Origin of the sequence: Hyphomicrobium sp. 99 (assembly GCF_000384335.2) — a bacterium.
GTDB lineage: Bacteria > Pseudomonadota > Alphaproteobacteria > Rhizobiales > Hyphomicrobiaceae > Hyphomicrobium_B.
The window spans coordinates 1,177,998-1,194,340 of record NZ_KQ031382.1; the positions used below are offsets into that span (position 1 = coordinate 1,177,998).

General features: G+C 56.5%; 15 protein-coding genes. 8 read left to right on the plus strand and 7 right to left on the minus strand.

Annotated elements, in window-relative coordinates:
* Positions 1-70: 70 nt before the first annotated feature.
* The 7 genes from G359_RS05845 to G359_RS19600 all read left to right on the plus strand — a co-directional run bounded on the left by G359_RS05845 (position 71) and on the right by G359_RS19600 (position 6,912).
* A complete protein-coding gene (locus tag G359_RS05845) occupies positions 71-1,915 on the plus strand; it encodes a PHA/PHB synthase family protein (RefSeq protein ID WP_371199038.1) in 1,845 nt (614 codons plus the stop codon).
* Between the two features lie 102 nt (positions 1,916-2,017).
* Complete coding sequence (locus tag G359_RS05850) at positions 2,018-2,392, plus strand: phasin family protein (protein WP_082072821.1); 375 nt, start codon at positions 2,018-2,020, stop codon at positions 2,390-2,392.
* Positions 2,393-2,450: 58 nt separating this feature from the next.
* On the plus strand, positions 2,451-3,194 hold the full coding sequence (locus G359_RS05855; RefSeq protein WP_045835368.1) for a CBS domain-containing protein: 744 nt from the start codon (positions 2,451-2,453) through the stop codon (positions 3,192-3,194).
* A complete protein-coding gene (locus G359_RS05860) occupies positions 3,191-4,333 on the plus strand; it encodes an ABC transporter permease (RefSeq protein ID WP_082072822.1) in 1,143 nt (380 codons plus the stop codon). The genes G359_RS05855 and G359_RS05860 overlap by 4 nt, the downstream gene beginning before the upstream one ends.
* Before the next feature lie 3 nt (positions 4,334-4,336).
* A complete protein-coding gene (locus G359_RS05865) occupies positions 4,337-5,128 on the plus strand; it encodes an ABC transporter ATP-binding protein (protein ID WP_045835369.1) in 792 nt (263 codons plus the stop codon).
* A gap of 10 nt (positions 5,129-5,138) precedes the next feature.
* Entirely contained in the window at positions 5,139-6,263 is a 1,125-nt protein-coding gene (locus tag G359_RS05870; RefSeq protein ID WP_045835370.1) for an ABC-type transport auxiliary lipoprotein family protein, read from the plus strand.
* 211 nt (positions 6,264-6,474) lie between these two features.
* On the plus strand, positions 6,475-6,912 hold the full coding sequence (locus tag G359_RS19600; protein ID WP_052699206.1) for a c-type cytochrome: 438 nt from the start codon (positions 6,475-6,477) through the stop codon (positions 6,910-6,912).
* Between the two features lie 139 nt (positions 6,913-7,051).
* Here the strand turns inward: G359_RS19600 and G359_RS05880 are convergent, their stop codons facing one another.
* The 6 genes from G359_RS05880 to G359_RS05910 form a co-directional block, all read right to left on the minus strand.
* Positions 7,052-8,089, minus strand: a complete 1,038-nt coding sequence (locus tag G359_RS05880) for a zinc-dependent alcohol dehydrogenase family protein (RefSeq protein ID WP_045835371.1) — start codon at positions 8,087-8,089, stop codon at positions 7,052-7,054.
* A gap of 49 nt (positions 8,090-8,138) precedes the next feature.
* Positions 8,139-10,166 carry a protein-L-isoaspartate(D-aspartate) O-methyltransferase gene (locus tag G359_RS05885; RefSeq protein WP_082072823.1) on the minus strand — a complete coding sequence of 676 codons (2,028 nt, stop codon included), beginning with the start codon at positions 10,164-10,166 and terminating at the stop codon, positions 8,139-8,141.
* 541 nt (positions 10,167-10,707) lie between these two features.
* On the minus strand, positions 10,708-11,307 hold the full coding sequence (locus G359_RS05895) for a sll1863 family stress response protein (protein WP_045835373.1): 600 nt from the start codon (positions 11,305-11,307) through the stop codon (positions 10,708-10,710).
* 221 nt (positions 11,308-11,528) lie between these two features.
* Positions 11,529-11,885 carry a c-type cytochrome gene (locus tag G359_RS05900; RefSeq protein WP_052699207.1) on the minus strand — a complete coding sequence of 119 codons (357 nt, stop codon included), beginning with the start codon at positions 11,883-11,885 and terminating at the stop codon, positions 11,529-11,531.
* Between the two features lie 79 nt (positions 11,886-11,964).
* Positions 11,965-12,810, minus strand: coding sequence for a universal stress protein (locus G359_RS05905; protein WP_045835374.1), 846 nt, complete (start codon positions 12,808-12,810; stop codon positions 11,965-11,967).
* A 52-nt stretch (positions 12,811-12,862) separates the two neighbouring features.
* Positions 12,863-13,519 (minus strand): Crp/Fnr family transcriptional regulator, encoded by a 657-nt coding sequence (locus tag G359_RS05910; RefSeq protein WP_045835375.1) that lies wholly within the window; start codon positions 13,517-13,519, stop codon positions 12,863-12,865.
* 126 nt (positions 13,520-13,645) lie between these two features.
* On the opposite strand from G359_RS05910, the gene G359_RS05915 reads away from it, so the two are divergent.
* Positions 13,646-14,362 carry a response regulator gene (locus G359_RS05915; RefSeq protein WP_045835376.1) on the plus strand — a complete coding sequence of 239 codons (717 nt, stop codon included), beginning with the start codon at positions 13,646-13,648 and terminating at the stop codon, positions 14,360-14,362.
* 4 nt (positions 14,363-14,366) lie between these two features.
* Here the strand turns inward: G359_RS05915 and G359_RS05920 are convergent, their stop codons facing one another.
* Positions 14,367-16,277 (minus strand): hybrid sensor histidine kinase/response regulator, encoded by a 1,911-nt coding sequence (locus G359_RS05920; protein ID WP_045835377.1) that lies wholly within the window; start codon positions 16,275-16,277, stop codon positions 14,367-14,369.
* Between the last annotated feature and the right edge of the window lie 66 nt (positions 16,278-16,343).

The following is a 16,343-nucleotide window of genomic DNA, read 5'->3' on the forward strand; positions in this document are numbered from 1 at the left end:
GGGTCAATTCCATTGGCGCTGGGCGTCCCTATTCGATAAGCTAATTGCGGAGCAGTTTGGAGAAGATGCCGTGTTGACCAAGGTGAAGGACGGCGCGCCAAAGCTGAGCCCCAATTCAGGTCGTGTTCTCGCAAGCGGGCGCGAGACTACATCTGAGAGTGGCGCCGCGGAACGGGTGCGTACGCACGATCATGATGAATTCTATCATAATCTGGACCGCTATTTGCACTATCTGCTTGCGCGGACGACTGCCGGTGTGTCTCCCGCAGCGTGCGCCAATGCTTACTTCGATTGGGCCATTCACTTGGCATCGTCTCCGGGACGTCAACTCGAGCTTTTTGGTGAAGCCGTCCATCAATGGACCCGGCTGGCGGACTTCACAAAAACTGCGGCATTGGCCGGTCCCGATGCAGCTCCGTGCATTCTGCCGCGTTTGACCGACAAGCGGTTTCGTTCCGAGCGCTGGAAGGAGTTCCCCTTCAACGTTTATGGCCAATCGTTTCTTCTCTGGGAAGAGTGGTGGCATTCCGCGGTTACCGGAGTACGCGGCGTAGAGAAGCAGAATGCCGAGCGTCTCGACTTTATTATGAGGCAGACGCTCGACGTCTTTGCCCCGACGAATTTTCCGCTGACCAACCCGGATGTTCTCGTCCGTACTCAGGCAGAAGCCGGATTCAATCTTGTTCGCGGCCTATGGAATTTTCTCGAAGATCTGGAACGGCTTCGTAACCGAGAGGGGCCGGAAGGCGTAGAAAATTTCAAGGTCGGTGAGACCGTCGCTGTGACGCCCGGAAAAGTCATCTTTCGGAATCATTTGATCGAGCTCATCCAATACGCGCCGACGACGCCGGACGTGCATCCCGAGCCAATACTCATCATTCCCGCCTGGATCATGAAATTCTACATTCTGGATCTCAGGCCGGAAAACTCATTGGTAAAGTATCTCACGGGCCAAGGCTTCACCGTGTTCATGGTTTCCTGGCGCAACCCGGGGGAAGAGGATCGCGATACGAGCTTTGAAGATTATCGCCGTCTTGGCGTGATGGCCGCGATCGACGCGGTCAGCAAAGTTGCCCGAGGAGAGAAAATTCACGCCGCCGGCTACTGCCTCGGCGGAACGCTGCTGGCTACGGCCGCGGCGGCCATGGCGCTCGATAATGATGATCGTCTCAAAACCGTGACGTTTCTTGCTGCTCAAGCGGACTTCAGGGAAGCCGGAGAGCTGACGTTATTCATCGACGAGAGCCAGATTTCATTTCTCGAAGACATGATGCAGCAGCAGGGGTTCCTCGATAGCACTCAGATGGCAGGGGCTTTCCAGCTTCTGCGCTCGAACGATCTCATCTGGTCGCATGTCATCAACCGCTACCTCCTCGGCGAACGCCAGCCTGTATTCGATCTGTTGGCTTGGAACGCGGATGCGACTCGCATGCCCTACCGCATGCATTCGGACTATCTGCGTTCCCTTTTTCTCAACAACGACCTCGCTGAAGGACGTTATACGGTCGATGGCCGGGCGATTGCGCTCACCGATCTTCACATGCCGATTTTCGCGCTCGGAACCGAGACCGATCACGTGGCGCCGTGGCGATCGGTCTACAAGTTCAACATTCTGAGCGATTCGGACGTTACATTCGTGCTGACCAGCGGAGGACACAATGCTGGCGTCGTGTCACCTCCGGGATCACCGGGGCGCAGCTACCAGATGGCGACCGAGTTTGAAACCGATAGATTCGAAAGCCCCGACGAGTGGCAGGCCAATGCGCCGAAATTCGAAGGCTCCTGGTGGCCGGCGTGGACGGATTGGGTCGCCGAGCGTTCATCTAAAAAGTCTGCGCCCCCATCAATGGGCGCACCGCGTGATGGACTGGAACCCCTCGAAAATGCGCCGGGAACCTACGTTTATCAGCGTTAAGATTGTTGGGGTGATCGTTGTTGATTTCCCTCAAGCAGAAGAAGACGGGCGAACGAAGGTGATGGGAGGGAGGGGTCCGATTGTAGCGTAGGAGTTACGGATATGTCCGATCGTCAACAAAATTCAGGATACAAGGCGACGTCAGAGACGGTCTCTGGGGCTGCCATTTTTCCCTTACTAACAGCGTGGAATCCAATGGCCGGGAAATTCGGAGCGTGGAATTCAGATGCCCAGCACGCAACCGAGGAAATCGCGGACCGCTGGCTCCGGTTCGTCGGCGACCGCATGGCAAAGGACGCCGCTTTCCCACAGCAACTCGCAAACTGCAAGACAGTGAACGACGTCTACCAGGCCTATGCGCAGTTCTGGCAGCAGGCTGCCAATGACTATGGCAATGGCTTTACCGCCATCGCCGATACGGTCTGGCAAGCAGCGCGCGGGCCACTCGCCCCGTTCTCCTCAGGCAAACGCCAGTAGTGCGGTGGGTGTTCTGCGCATCAATCTGCCATTCACGCTCACTTAAAGGAGTAGAACCATGAAAGCGCGGGATATCATGACCAAAAACGTGGTGTCGATCACGCCAGATAGTTCGATCATGGAAATGGCGGAGACGATGCAGAAGTTCCGCGTCAGCGGTTTGCCCGTGATCAACGCCAGCGGGCAGCTGGTTGGCCTCGTCACAGAGGGCGATTGCCTGCGCCGTGCTGAGACCGGCACCGAGACCAAGAGATCGGGCTGGCGCTCGTTTCTAGCGGCGCCGGCAACGCTTGCTGGAGAGTACATTCATTCTCATGGCCGCAAGGTCGCCGACGTAATGACGCGAGATCCGATCACAATCAACGAAGATACAGATATCGATGAGATCGTTCATCTCATGGAGAAGCATCAGATCAAGCGCCTGCCAGTCGTAACGGACGGCGCCGTCGTCGGCATTGTAAGCCGGGCCAATGTCGTGCAGGCGCTGGCAAGCTTTGTTCGTGGCATGAGTGCCGTCCGCGCGGATGATGCGATCATCCGCGAGAATGTGCGTACGGAACTGCGCAAGCTTCCGTGGATGGCTATCGAGTTCATCACCCCCACTGTGAAGGACGGAATCGTCGACCTCTGGGGCTCATTCACCGCCTATCAGCAGGATGAGGCTGCCGTGGTGGCCGCGGAAAATGTTCCGGGCGTCAAAGAGGTTCGAAACCACCTCGCATGGGTTGATCCGATCTCTGGACTGGTCATCTATTCGCCTGACGACAAGGAGCAATCTCTGCCGGCAGAACCTGTATCTTGAGCGCAGATTCCACGTCCCTGCTGACGGTCGATAGAGACGCGAATTCGTCGCTGATCACCGCAGCGAACGAATGGACCGCCGCGCGTGCGAAGGCGCTCGATCAGATCGTCAGCTCGTTGTTGGCTGCGGCAGATCAGCCAAATGCGACGTCGATAGACATGAGCGGTGTCCGTGCCTTCGACACTTTCGGCGCGTGGCAACTTGCGCGTTTAGCTCGCGAGTTGAAATCGCGGGGCCGCGAAGTGACAATTGTCGGCCTTCCAAGCCAATTCTCCGTCTTGTTCGATGCCGTGCAAAAATCGAGCGAAGAAGCCGATCGTGTGCATCCAAATGCCCGTTTGGGATATTCGGGGGTGGCGGCAGTCGGCGAGTCCTTAACGGGCGCTTGGCAAGATTTTTTGTTGCTCATCAATATGCTTGGCGCGGTCTCCGTCGCGGCGCTGCGAGCGCTGCTAAGGCCCTCGGAATTCCGGCTTACGTCTACGGTACACCATCTCGATCGGGTCGCCTGGCAGGCCGTACCGATCATCCTTCTGATCACGTTTCTGATCGGCGCGATCATCGCACAGCAGGGCTTTTTCCATTTCCGGAAATTCGGCGCGGACGACTACGTCGTCGACATGGTGGGAATTCTTGTCCTCCGTGAGATCGGCGTGCTCATCGTGGCCATCATGGTGGCGGGCCGTTCGGGAAGCTCCTACACGGCCGAACTCGGGTCGATGAAAATGCGTGAAGAAATCGACGCTCTGAGGACTATGGGGTTCAATCCCGTAGACGTTCTCATTTTGCCTCGCGTGATTGCCCTCGTGATCGCTCTACCGATCCTGACGTTCCTCGGCTCGATGTCGGCGCTTTACGGAGCCGAATTGGTTGCCTGGCTGTACGGTGGGATGAGTCCCGAGATTTTCGTCGCGCGGCTGAAAGAAGCCATCTCGATCACGCACTTCAAAGTGGGAATGATCAAAGCACCCTTCATGGCGCTCGTCATAGGCATTGTAGCATGCACAGAGGGCTTGAAAGTCAAAGGGAGCGCTGAATCTCTCGGGCTTCAAACGACGTCTTCCGTCGTGACTTCCATCTTTCTCGTCATTGTTCTCGACGGACTATTCGCAATCTTTTTTGCGTCGATCGGTATGTGAGCCATGCAAAGCGCTGAAGTCCAACCGATAATTCGTGTCCAAGATTTGGTCGTCGGCTTCTCCGATCGGATCGTGCTCGATCATATTTCTTTGGATGTTCGACGCGGTGAGATTCTCGGTCTCGTAGGTGGATCAGGAAGCGGTAAATCTGTTCTTTTGCGAACGATCATCGGACTGCTGCCGAAGCGCTCCGGTACGATCGAGGTTCTCGGGCAAAACTTGGATGTTCTCGATGACGAGGCTCGTCGCCAGTTCCAGCGACGCTGGGGCGTTCTATTTCAGAACGGCGCGTTGTTCTCATCGCTGACTGTTATTCAGAATGTACAATTTGCGATGCGCGAATTCCTGCGTCTACCGGAAAACATGCTTGAAGAGTTAGCGGCGACGAAGCTCGCCATGGTCGGGATATCCAGGAAGGACGAGAATAAGTTTCCTTCCGAACTCTCCGGCGGCATGACGAAGCGCGTGGCGCTGGCCCGTGCCCTTGCACTCGATCCGGAACTGGTTTTTCTCGACGAACCAACCTCGGGCCTCGATCCCATTTCGGCCGGCGAGTTTGATTCTTTGATCCGGACGCTCCAAAGGACGCTCGGTCTGACGGTCTTCATGATCACCCACGATTTGAACACTTTGCACGCGGTATGCGATCGCATCGCCGTTCTCGCAGAGGGTAAAATCGTGGCGGACGGCCCAATGTCCGCAATGCTTTCCAGCGAGCACCCCTGGGTTATGTCCTATTTTCGCGGGCAGCGAGGGCGGCTGCTCGAACACGGATCCGCACGATTAGCTGTTTGAGGGAACCTGGATGGAAATTCGCGCCCGCTATACGTTGATCGGGTTTTTTACGCTCTCCGCTGTCGTGGCGGCTTTCGCATTTGTCTACTGGCTGAACCACGCCGGCGGCCTGACGAAGCAAACACTCTACCGCGTGCGATTTGAAAATACCGTGTCCGGGCTTCTGAAGGGCTCTGGTGTGCAGTTCAACGGCATTCGCGTCGGTGAAGTCGTTGCACTACAATTGAACCCAGAAAATCCAAAGCAGGTGACGGCGGTTATGTCCATCGACCGCGATACGCCAGTTCGTGCCGACACGAAGGTGGCAATTGCATTTCAGGGGCTCACGGGTTCACCGGTTCTCTCATTAGACGGTGGAGCGGCGAACGCGCCGCCCGTGACATCGACCGATAATCAGCCGCCGCTTCTTACCGCCGACCCGGATGCTGGTCAAAACATGACGGACTCAGCGCGAAGCGTTCTTCGCCACATCGACACGGTGGTAACCGATAACGCCGAGCCGTTGCGTTCGCTCATTACAAATATCAATACCTTCTCCGCTGCGCTTGCCCGCAATTCGGATCGTGTTGACGGAATACTCTCAGGGCTCGAACGAATGACCGGCGGAGGAGCGCAGAAAGCCGCAGCTCATGTTTTTGATCTCAAAGCCGCGGAGGCGTTTCCGCCGCTGGCTAAAATTCCGCAAGGTCAGCTGGTCGTTCCTGAACCGGACGTGGTCGGCAGCGTCTTCAACGATCAGGTTGCCGTCGTAACGCCGTCCGGCGACCATTCCACAGCGTTCCAGGCAAAATGGCCGGATACATTGAGCCGGCTCGTGCAATCGCGCGTGGTTCAAAGTTTCGAGAATGCCGGCTATCTGAAGGTTCTTGGGCGCCAGCCCGAAGGGCTCAAAATCGATTACCAGCTGTTGATAGATTTGCGCAGCTTCCAAGTCGTGATGTCAGAAACGCCCACTGCCGAAATCGCTTTTTCGGCAAAGATCATCGGCGAAAATGGCAACATTCTTGGTGCAAGGCTGTTTGAGGCTCGTATCCCTTCGAACATCGTCGACGAAGCCAGTGCCGCGGCGGCGCTTAATCAAGCATTCGTCAAGGTTGTCACGGATCTCGTTGTTTGGACATGCAAAACCGCCTAGACTCCCGGTCATCTCGCGAATAGGGTTTGCTCAACCACGTTGGGATCCCTCCACCAATGAACTCGTCAAAGGCTGGTTTCACCAAACGCTTGGAAGGGGTGGAAGCAGCCTCCCAACGCATTCTTAAACTTGACTTTCGTCAATGTGGGTGGACCTTAATTCCCCTGTCGTCTTTACGCGATGATTTGAGTTTGTGATCGAGGTGGGGATTATGAGCGGCCTAAAAAAATGGATGCGCACCCTCACATTCGTCGCCGGTGCTGGAACCGCAATGCTGGGACTTCTTCTCACGGCGGGGAACGCAACGACGCCTGTTCCGGTCCCATCGGGACACGAGCTTTTCGTCGAATATTGTTCTCAATGTCACGGGGCTGATGGCGTCGGCAACGGGCCGACCGCAAAGTATCTCACGGTGACGCCCGCCAACCTTACCGAGATCAGCAAGCGCGCCAATGGCCAATTCCCTGCCGCTCGCATTGCAGAGATTATTCGATACGGCGGTGATGTCGCCAGCCATGGGCCGCAACGTATGCCGCTTTGGGGCAAGGTCTTCAGTGAGAAAGGCGGAAGAGGCAAAGGCGGAGGAAATTACTCTCGTGTAGCCGTCATCCAGTTGCTGAAGTACCTGGAATCCATTCAGAAGAAATAGCGTGGTCTGGCGAGACCCGACGCTCCGCGCTCGGTCGACCTTTACCGGTTTTTTCTCAAGGCCATTTCATTTCTTTGCGCGCGCTGCGTGAAGAGCGTCCACCTTCCGACAGAAGCCACGTCGGTCGCGAGGCGCTGCGTCACGCTTCGATCACGACCTTGAGCGCACGCGTCTCCGCTGCGTGGCTGAAGGTGTCGTAGGCATCGAGGATCTTGTCGAACTTGAAGCGATGTGTGATCAGCTTGGCCGGATCGATTCTATGGGCCTGAACTATTTTCAGCAGCATCGGCGTGGTGACAGTATCGACAAGCCGTGTGGCAATGCTGATGTTTTGACTCCACAGGCGTTCAAGGTGCAGATCGACTTTGACACCGTGCACGCCGATATTGGCGATCGTTCCGCCCGGCGCGACGATATCCTCGCAGGTCAGAAATGAAGCCGGCACACCAACGGCCTCGATCGCCGTATCGACGCCACGCCCGCCGGTCATTTTCATGACGGTCTGTGCCGCCTCGGCGCCTGTCGCGTTGACCGTTGCCGTTGCCCCAAAGCGCTTAGTCACTTCGAGGCGATTGTTATCGGGATCGATCATGATGATTTCGGCCGGCGAATAGAACTGCGCCGTTAGCAGAGCGGCCAGTCCAATCGGGCCCGCGCCGACGATTGCGACTGTGCTGCCTGGTTCAACCTTGCCGTTGAGGACACCGCACTCAAATCCGGTTGGCAGGATATCGCTGAGCATCACAAGCGCTTCCTCGTCGGCCCCTTCCGGTATCCGATAGAGGCTTGTGTCCGCATGGGGAATCCGCACGTATTCCGCTTGCGTACCGTCGATTTTGTTGCCGAGAATCCAACCTCCCGTCGTGCAGTGTGAATACATGCCCCGACGGCAATACTCGCAACGCCCACAGGCGGAGATGCACGAGATGAGCACGCGGTCGCGAGGGTGGAAGGTCGTTACGCCTGCGCCGATCTTCTCGACCGTTCCCGTTCCCTCGTGACCAAGTATCCGGCCGGGCGTGCACGTTGGAACGTCGCCCTTCAGAATGTGAAGATCCGTTCCGCAAATCGTCGTCTTGGAAATTTTAACGATGGCGTCATTCGGGTCTTTGATTTCAGGGATAGGCCGATCTTCAACGACCTTCTGACCGGGGCCTTTATAGACAAGTGCCTTCATCACGTATCACACCCATCGGTTAAACGTGCAGTGTCCGCTCGTACGCCTTCTAGACGCCAAACGGATAAGTCTCGGGCATTCCCTCTAGTTCGATGCTAGCGAGCGGCTTAACGGCGCTTGTTCGGTCGATCCATATGTATTCGTCAAACTGGAGCGGCAGGATTGCCTCGAAGTAGTGGCTCGCGAGCTCGCTATCGGGACGATAGATGACGCCGATCGCACGTTCGAGGAGCGGTCGCATCAACTTTGCGCGAAGCTCGTTCTCTTCCTGAAGCGAAAGCATCAATCCCGGCGCGTTCGTCAGATGGAAGAGCCGCTCATAGCTTTGCGCGTGCGCGGGCCGCACATTCATGACCTCCATAGCCCCGTCCCAGTTCGAGGCAGCAGCAACCGTTCCATCGTTTGTGCCAAAGCCAATACTGAAGCAATCGCTGCCAAAATCTCGTCTGCACAGTTGCCCGATATTGTATTCGCCGCGCCGGCTCATCTCCGTCGCGGAGGCATCGCCGATATGGGAATTATGCGCCCAGATGACAGCCTTGGAATTTGGGCCATGATGGTTGAGGAGCTGATTGAGGGTTTCAAACATATGGCTGTCGCGCAAGTTCCACGACGCTCGCGAGCCGTAATACATTGTGCGGTAGTAGCGTTCGGCATTCGCGATCAAACGCGCGTTTTGAGCGGCGTCGAAGAAGCGCTCGCCGTCATTCGTCGCGTAGGCCTGTTGCTTTTCGAGCAAATCTACAAGGACATGCGAAACGTCTTGTTCGCACTTTCGATAAGCCCCTGTCAGTGCCGCACGACCGTAAGCCGACGGGTCCGCTTCCCAAGGGCTAAGGCACCCATAACGTTCGCGAGCAATCGCTGCGAGGTCTGCATCGACAGAGTCGAGATAAGCAATGACCACTCGCACCGAGTTATACAAACTGTAGAGATCCAGCCCATAGAAAGCGGCTCGTTGCTCGTATGCCCGCGTCGCGTTGTGCTTATGGAGCCAGTCGACGAAGCTGCGGGTTTCTGCGTTCCGCCACATCCACGTCGGGAATCGCGCAAACGCCGTCCATTCCGATGGTGGCACGTCCCGATGCCGGGCATAGTGATCGATTCGCGCGGCATCGGGCCAGTCCGCCTCAGCGGCGACAAAATTGAATCCCTTCTCTTCGATCAAGCGCTGCGTAATGCGCGCCCGCATTCGGTAAAACTCGGAAGTGCCGTGACTTGCTTCGCCGATCAGGACGATGCGTGAATTACCGATACGATCGAGAAGCGGCTCAAATTTCGCGTCTCGAATCTGGGTGAAGACCTCCGCGCTCTTGGCGATCAGGGACGGCACCGAGATGCTTACAGCGGGTCGCGCACGAATGACTCGCGGTGGCTTCACTTGCCACTCGTCTTCCGTGGTTTCCCATCCTTCTTTTCCGATCAGCGGCACAAACCGTACGTCGGCTATGTCCTCCTGCTCGAAATCTTCATCGCCCGTTCTCGTAATGCGCACCAGTTCTTGGGAACGCAGATTGTCTCCAATGGGTACGACCATTCGTCCACCGACCTTTAGTTGATGGAGAAGCGTGGCCGGTACATCGGGCGCCCCTGCAGAGACCAAAATGGCATCAAATGGCGCTTCCTGCTGCCAGCCTTGCGTACCGTCGGCGTGCCGCACATGCACATGGCCATAGCCGGCGTTGGCCAGATTCTGGTTGGCTCGCGACGCCAGTTCGCCGATGCTTTCGATCGTGAAAACCTCGCTCGCAATTTGCGCCAAGACCGCCGCGGCATAGCCCGAGCCCGCGCCGATCTCTAAGACCTTCTCGCCACCGCGCAGACCTAACGCTTCGATCATGAAGGCGACAATGTAGGGCTGGGAAATTGTTTGACTGGAACCGATCGGCAGGGGCGCATCATCATAGGCCTCGGCTGCGAATTCGTGTGGAACGAACATTTCACGCCGCACTGTTCGCATCGCATCTAGGACAAGAGAGTCACGAACCCCTCGGCCTTCGATTTGCGTCTCAACAAACTGGCGCCGTTTTTCATCCGATACAGACATTTTTGGATTTATCGTTGTCATCTTGGGCATGACGCCACCGAAATCAAAATCTTGCGCGGATGATCAGTATTACAGGCGTTTTATGCCTACCGAATTTGCATTGGAGCCAACGAACGCCGGCAATCACTAACGAACTCGGCATCCTCTCAGCTGCGTTGCCTTCCGCGAAGCCGAATAGAGTTCCCGATTGGGCTGCTCTCGTTCATTGCGAGAAGCAATTCACACGACCGATTGATCGGAATAAAAGAAGTCCATCTCGCTCGGGTCTACACGAAAAAGAACGGTCCGACTATCCATCATCGGGCTGATGATTGGGAGGCTCAACTTCTCCCCCCTGAAATGAGCCGATGCCTTCGAGATATCAGAGGCAATCAACCCAAGATTAGGCGGCGCCAAGCCTTCCCCCGGCTTGGCGCCGTAAATCGTTGCGCGCCCTTCGGTGCGAAGTCGGAGGGCTTTGCCTAACGCGTGCAATGTCAGCTTTTGCATCGCTGCCCACGCAGGTTTCACCAAATCACGCGCGCACCCGTAGTGCGCGCGGGCCGGAGGATCGGTTCGGCCCGCAATTCGGTCATGCAGCGCGTTTAAGGGACTCGTGAACAGCCTGATTAGCCTTGTCCCAGGCAGCGCGCGTCTCGGTGAGAGCTGATTGCATTGCCGCCCAGGATTCGCTTCCACTTTTTCTCAATTTTTCCAGCTTGGCTCTTGCTGCGTCGGCATCGACCTTCATATGCTTCACCGCTGTTTCAACTTCTTCGCGGCGATTGTCAGCGAAGTTCTTTGCGCTGCTGTGCAGCTTATCAATCGCTTCCTTCCAGGCCTTGCGTTGTGCATCAGCGCGGGCCCGAAATGCCGCCTCTTGCTCCTTGGCCTGTTGATCTGTCGCGTTAAGAAATGACGATACGCTCGATTCGAACTTAGCCCATTGCGTCTGTAGTTCCGTCTTCGAATGCGCGATGACAGCTTCGCTCGCCTGCCCATGCTCCCTGATCGCCTTAAAGAAGTCATCTCGTGCCGCGCGCATGTCGGCGATGGACTTTTCTGCATTCGTTCGGGCGTCGGCCTGGAGCTTAGACGCACCATGTTCGAAGGAGGCCAACGTTGCATCAATCTCGTCGAGCCGTTCCTTAGTCCAATCCAAATATGCATGCAAAATGCTTTGGCTACTCATCTCAATACTCCTTATTCTCAAAAGCAATGCCCGAGCATGGCTCGGCAATGGCACTATTGCCTTGATTTGCCTCAATCGCAGGACACATCTTGCGCCCGGCCAGCAAGACGTCCCGGTTCAGCGCGTAGATTTACGAAAGACCGGCAAACACTTTTGTGGCGGGCTTCGTGGGTGGCATATATCGGGCAAGAGTTTTCCCGGCCGCAGCGCGCATCAGCGCATCACTGCGGTGTTTTCCGCTTCAGACTGATAATATAGGCGATTACGTCATCGCGGTCTTGCTTTGAAAGCACGAGGTTCGGCATTGTGGGGTGGGATGTATCGAGCCACGCGGAAAGCGCCAAGCCGGTCATTCCCGATGTGCTGGCGACGCTTGTAAAACTGGGTGCACCGGCATTCGGCGATACCACCTCATTTTCGTTGACGGCGTGGCATTCGGAACAGTGATTCAACGCGAACGTGCGCCCTATTTTCGGGTCGCCAAGTTCCTCCGCGCGAGACTCTACTGACGTGAGGAGCGCCACAGTTATCGCAAGCACGTAAGGTACTTTTGTCCCGTCAAAGATTTTACCAGCCATGCTTTCACCCCGTCGAATGACATGCCAAAGCCGGAACAATAACTGGTCGCGTCGAATTTTATAAGTGCTCGCAGATGCGCTAATGGGCAAGTAGGACCGGCACCTTCGTGTGTTGTAGTACGTCTCGTGAGACGCCGCCCAAAATAAATTCTCGGAATCTCGAATGACCGTAAACGCCCATGACGATGAGGTCTTGATACGTACGTCGCGTATGCACCAGAAGCCGATTGGCGACGGACAGATCATCCTGGCTAACCGTTTCGGTCTCAGCATGAACGCCGTGGCGCAGAAGCGAGGAAGCGAGTTCGTCGCTTGATGTTCGGTTGCTGCCGTCAGGCGGAGAGACCCCGTTCTCATTTACGGTCAAAATGCGAACGCGCCGAGCGCCTTTCAGAATGGGCAATGCATCGAACACGGCGCGCGTGGCTTCTTTTGTCGGCTTCCAGGCGATGGCGACGTCTTTACCTATTTGGTCAAAATCTCCTTCCTGCGGAAGGACCAAAACGGGCCGGCCGCTTTCAAGCGCGACGCGTTCCGGGACGTCGTCGATCCATGGGTTTTGACCAGCCTGACTGACGATGACCAAATCGGCCGTGCGTGCATGATTGATAACGGCATCTGCAACGTCAGCATCGAACCTTGAATCGTCTATCCGCCATTCATGCGTGATGTTGCTCGCTTCGCTGATCTTGGCATCAAAAACAAGCTTGATGCGATGTCCTTGCTCTCGATAGCTGGCAAGTTGATCTTCCATCAACGTCACTGCAAACGGGCCCACGAGATCAGGCGGAGGAATAGCCGACGGCATCACGTAAAGGCCGATGACATGGGCCCCGCCACTTCTCGATAAAGTGGTGGCTGTTTTTATGAGGTGTCCGACGCGCTTTTCGTCGTTCAGGTGCAGCAAGATCGTTCGATATTGCATGGCGAAACCTCCAGCTCATGATTAGCCAGGTAACGATGCGAACCAACAGCCGTCAGCCTGCCAACTCCTGCAGGCGATCGGGATCAAGAATGCGAACGTCATTTCCATTCTCAATCTGGATGATACGCATCATCCTGAGTTTCGTCAGCGTCCGGCTGACCGTCTCGATGGTCAAGCCAAGCAGATCAGCAATATCGGACCGGCGCATTGGCAGGTTAATAATATCGTCTTCTAAATGGCCGCCGCGGCCCTTCAATTCGATGAGAAATGAAGCAATTCGTTCCATTGCCGTACCTTGGCCGACGCTAACTAGCAGCCGGCGGGCGGCTGACAGTTCCGCTGAAACAGCGTTATAGAGCCGTAAGGCGAGGGCAGGATCTCGCGCTGCATCATGTTCCAATTGTGATGTCGGCAGACACTTGACCTTGGAGGCGCATGTGGCCTGCGCGTCGAAAACGTGGTCGCCGAACATCCCGAGGCCGATGTAATCGCCGGGATAGGCAAAGTCGATAATCTGTCGCCGCCCGTCGCTGAGGACCTTTGACAGTGCAATCACACCATCTTCGATGCGATATACATGTGTCCTAGGGTCTCCTTCGCAAAAGACATGTTCCTTCGCTTCAATGCGCCGGACAGTCCCGGAATGGAAGCCGTCTCCCCGCTGGACCTTGAAGCCCGTGGCCTGCTCGGTTTGTGGCGCGCTGAACATGTCCTGTGTATCCTTCTGCCCTCATCCGTTTGGGGCATAAGACAGGATGAACGTGCCGGGCATTTGCGCTCTGTGTAATCAATTGTAATAGATTGTAACCGCCTGACGTTTGGGAACCGCCGCGTTGTGACACAAATACTCGTTGTCGATGATGATCCCGAGATCCGGAGCTTGCTCAAGACCTGCTTCGAGCGGGAAGGTTACGACGTCATTGAAGCGCCTGATGCCAAGAACGCTCGTGCCGCCCTGGAGCGGGGTACCATTAGCCTCATAACATTGGACCTGACCCTCGGCCGTGATGATGGCCTTAGTCTCGCGCGAGAGATTCGCGCCTCCTGTGACGTGCCGATTGTGATGCTTTCAGGCAAGGGAGATACGGTCGATCGCATCGTCGGATTGGAAGTTGGCGCAGATGATTACATCGCGAAGCCCTTCAGTCCGCGAGAGGTTCTGGCGCGCGTGCGCGCCGTGTTGAGGCGGAAGGAGGGGGGCAAAGCGTCTGTCGCTCAGCCGGTTTCCGGGCATGAGGTTTTCCGTTTCGGCCATTGGACGCTCGACATAACGAGCCGTGAACTCAAGGGGCAACTGAACGAGCGCCGCGAGCTGACCACGGCCGAATTCAATTTGCTCGAGCTCTTCGTCAGGCATGCGCATCGGGTCCTGTCGCGAGACGAAATTATGGATCTCCTCAAGGGTCACGATTACTCGCCGCTCGATCGCTCGATCGATGCACTCGTCAGCCGGTTGCGCCGGAAAATCGAGGACGAGACGGATACCGAGCACATCAAATCGATCCGCGGCGTCGGGTATATGTTCGCGAGCGACGTGCGCCGGACTGTTTAGGCCGTCAGTCACGCAGCGGCGCTTGGCGGGCGGCCTGCTCATCGATCGTTGCGCGCAACATGCAGGCGAGCTGCTTCTGCGTGTATGGCTTGCGTAGAATTGGCCATAAGGTGTCGGATCCGCCTTTGCCGACAGCTTCATCAGCAAAGCCCGTCGTCAAAAGGACGGGTAGATCCGGCAGGTTGGCCGAGATCCAGGTAGCCAACTCAACACCGGTCATGCCGCCCGGCATCATGATATCTGTGAATACTGCGCTGACCTCTTGTCCGCTTTCGAGCGCGGCCCTAGCCTCGGCACCGCTCACGCACTCGACCGTATCATAACCGAGCCTTTTGAGCCGGTTTACGGTCAGCTGGCGAACATCGCGGTTGTCCTCAACGACAAGGATGCGCTCGCCATTCGCATGCGGTTCGGCGGTGGGAATGAAGCCTCCATCGTGCACCGGGGCCGCTTCGTCGCAACGCGGCAAGTACAGATTGACGGTCGTTCCAACGCCTGGCTCGCTGTAAACCGTGATGTTGCCGTTAGACTGCTTGATGAAACCATAGATCGTACTGAGGCCAAGCCCTGTGCCGCGTCCTGTAGACTTGGTCGTGAAAAAAGGCTCGAACACGCGGGTCAAAATCTCTTTGCTCATTCCGATACCGTTGTCGGAAACGGAAATGCGCACATAATCTCCAGCTCTGAGGGCATCCTCGAGGCCTGTCTCGCCTTCCTCCAGCACGATATTATCGGTCCGAACAGCCAACGTGCCGCCTTCGGGCATCGCGTCGCGTGCGTTGATGGCAAGGTTCAACACGGCCGCTTCGACTTCACCGGCGTCGGCTCGGACCAGCCACAAAGGCGAGGCGAGGTTGGTGCGGAGCTCGATCATATCGCCCAGCGTCCGACGGAGCAGTTCCGTCATGGCGCGCACTTGGTCATTCAAGTTGATGACCGCGGGTGCGAGATGGCGCCGGCCCGCGAAGGTCAGCAGACGCTTGGTAAGCCGAGCGCCAGAATCCGCCGCTCGTGCTGCTCGGTCAAGAAGATCGCGATCTTGCTCGCTCAAAGGCTGCTCTTCGAGAAGCTCGAGGTTGCCTGAAATGATCGTGAGCAGATTGTTGAAGTCGTGGGCGATGCCGCCGGTGAGCTGTCCGATGGCTTCGAGACGCTGCGATTTGACTGCCGCTTCTTTGTTTTTGAGCCTTTCCGTGACGTCGCGGAATACGCTCACCCGGACAGTCGGCTTCGCATGCTGATCGACAACCTGAGTTATGTTTCCTTCGGCGGGAAATGTGCTGCCGTCCTTACGACGTAGCATGACGGAGAGATTGAGGTCTGGTGCTCGCTCGATCGATCGAGAAATATTGAATTCGATCTGGGGCAGGCTATCGGCATCTCCGAACAAGTTTGCCCATTCCATACCGGTGGCTTCGGCCAAATCGTACCCGAATATTTTCGTGGCTGCGGGGTTGAAGAGAAGGATTTTTCCGTCCGGCGACGAGATGACGAGAGCTTCGGGGGCGTGTTGGAAAACGGTCTCGAATAGGCGTGACTGACGATCCACCTCATCCCGCAACTCAGCGCGGTCGCTGAGATCGTTGATGATGCCGGAGAAGAAGCGCTGGCCGTCGACCAAGAACTCACTAACGGCCAAATGGATCGGGAAAATGCTGCCATTTTTCCGTTGGCCTTTGACTTCGCGGCCGATGCCGATGATGCGCTTCTCGCCTGTTTTGACATGCCGGCTGATATAGTCGTCATGCTCCGTGCGATAGGGTTCGGGCATGAGCATTTTAATGTTTTGGTTCAGCATCTCATCGGCGCGGTACCCAAACATCGCTTCCGTCGCCGGATTGACGCTTCGGATGCGGCCGGCATCGTCAATGGCCAAGATGGCGGAAACGGCAGAATCCAGAATCGCCTGAAGCATTGAGGACCTTGAAATTATCGCTTGGCTCGTCTGCACTTTACTGCCTCGATGATCAGCAATCCACCC

Bases quoted from the DNA above. Each gene is read 5' to 3' on its own strand.
- G359_RS05880 (WP_045835371.1), bottom strand. From the start codon at position 8,089: ATGAAGGCACTTGTCTATAAAGGCCCCGGTCAGAAGGTCGTTGAAGAT.
- G359_RS05865 (WP_045835369.1), top strand. From the start codon at position 4,337: ATGCAAAGCGCTGAAGTCCAACCGATAATTCGTGTCCAAGATTTGGTC.
- G359_RS05850 (WP_082072821.1), top strand. From the start codon at position 2,018: ATGTCCGATCGTCAACAAAATTCAGGATACAAGGCGACGTCAGAGACG.
- G359_RS05855 (WP_045835368.1), top strand. From the start codon at position 2,451: ATGAAAGCGCGGGATATCATGACCAAAAACGTGGTGTCGATCACGCCA.
- G359_RS05910 (WP_045835375.1), bottom strand. From the start codon at position 13,519: ATGTTCAGCGCGCCACAAACCGAGCAGGCCACGGGCTTCAAGGTCCAG.
- G359_RS05905 (WP_045835374.1), bottom strand. From the start codon at position 12,810: ATGCAATATCGAACGATCTTGCTGCACCTGAACGACGAAAAGCGCGTC.
- G359_RS05885 (WP_082072823.1), bottom strand. From the start codon at position 10,166: ATGCCCAAGATGACAACGATAAATCCAAAAATGTCTGTATCGGATGAA.
- G359_RS05895 (WP_045835373.1), bottom strand. From the start codon at position 11,307: ATGAGTAGCCAAAGCATTTTGCATGCATATTTGGATTGGACTAAGGAA.
- G359_RS05920 (WP_045835377.1), bottom strand. From the start codon at position 16,277: ATGCTTCAGGCGATTCTGGATTCTGCCGTTTCCGCCATCTTGGCCATT.
- G359_RS05900 (WP_052699207.1), bottom strand. From the start codon at position 11,885: ATGGCTGGTAAAATCTTTGACGGGACAAAAGTACCTTACGTGCTTGCG.
- G359_RS19600 (WP_052699206.1), top strand. From the start codon at position 6,475: ATGAGCGGCCTAAAAAAATGGATGCGCACCCTCACATTCGTCGCCGGT.
- G359_RS05870 (WP_045835370.1), top strand. From the start codon at position 5,139: ATGGAAATTCGCGCCCGCTATACGTTGATCGGGTTTTTTACGCTCTCC.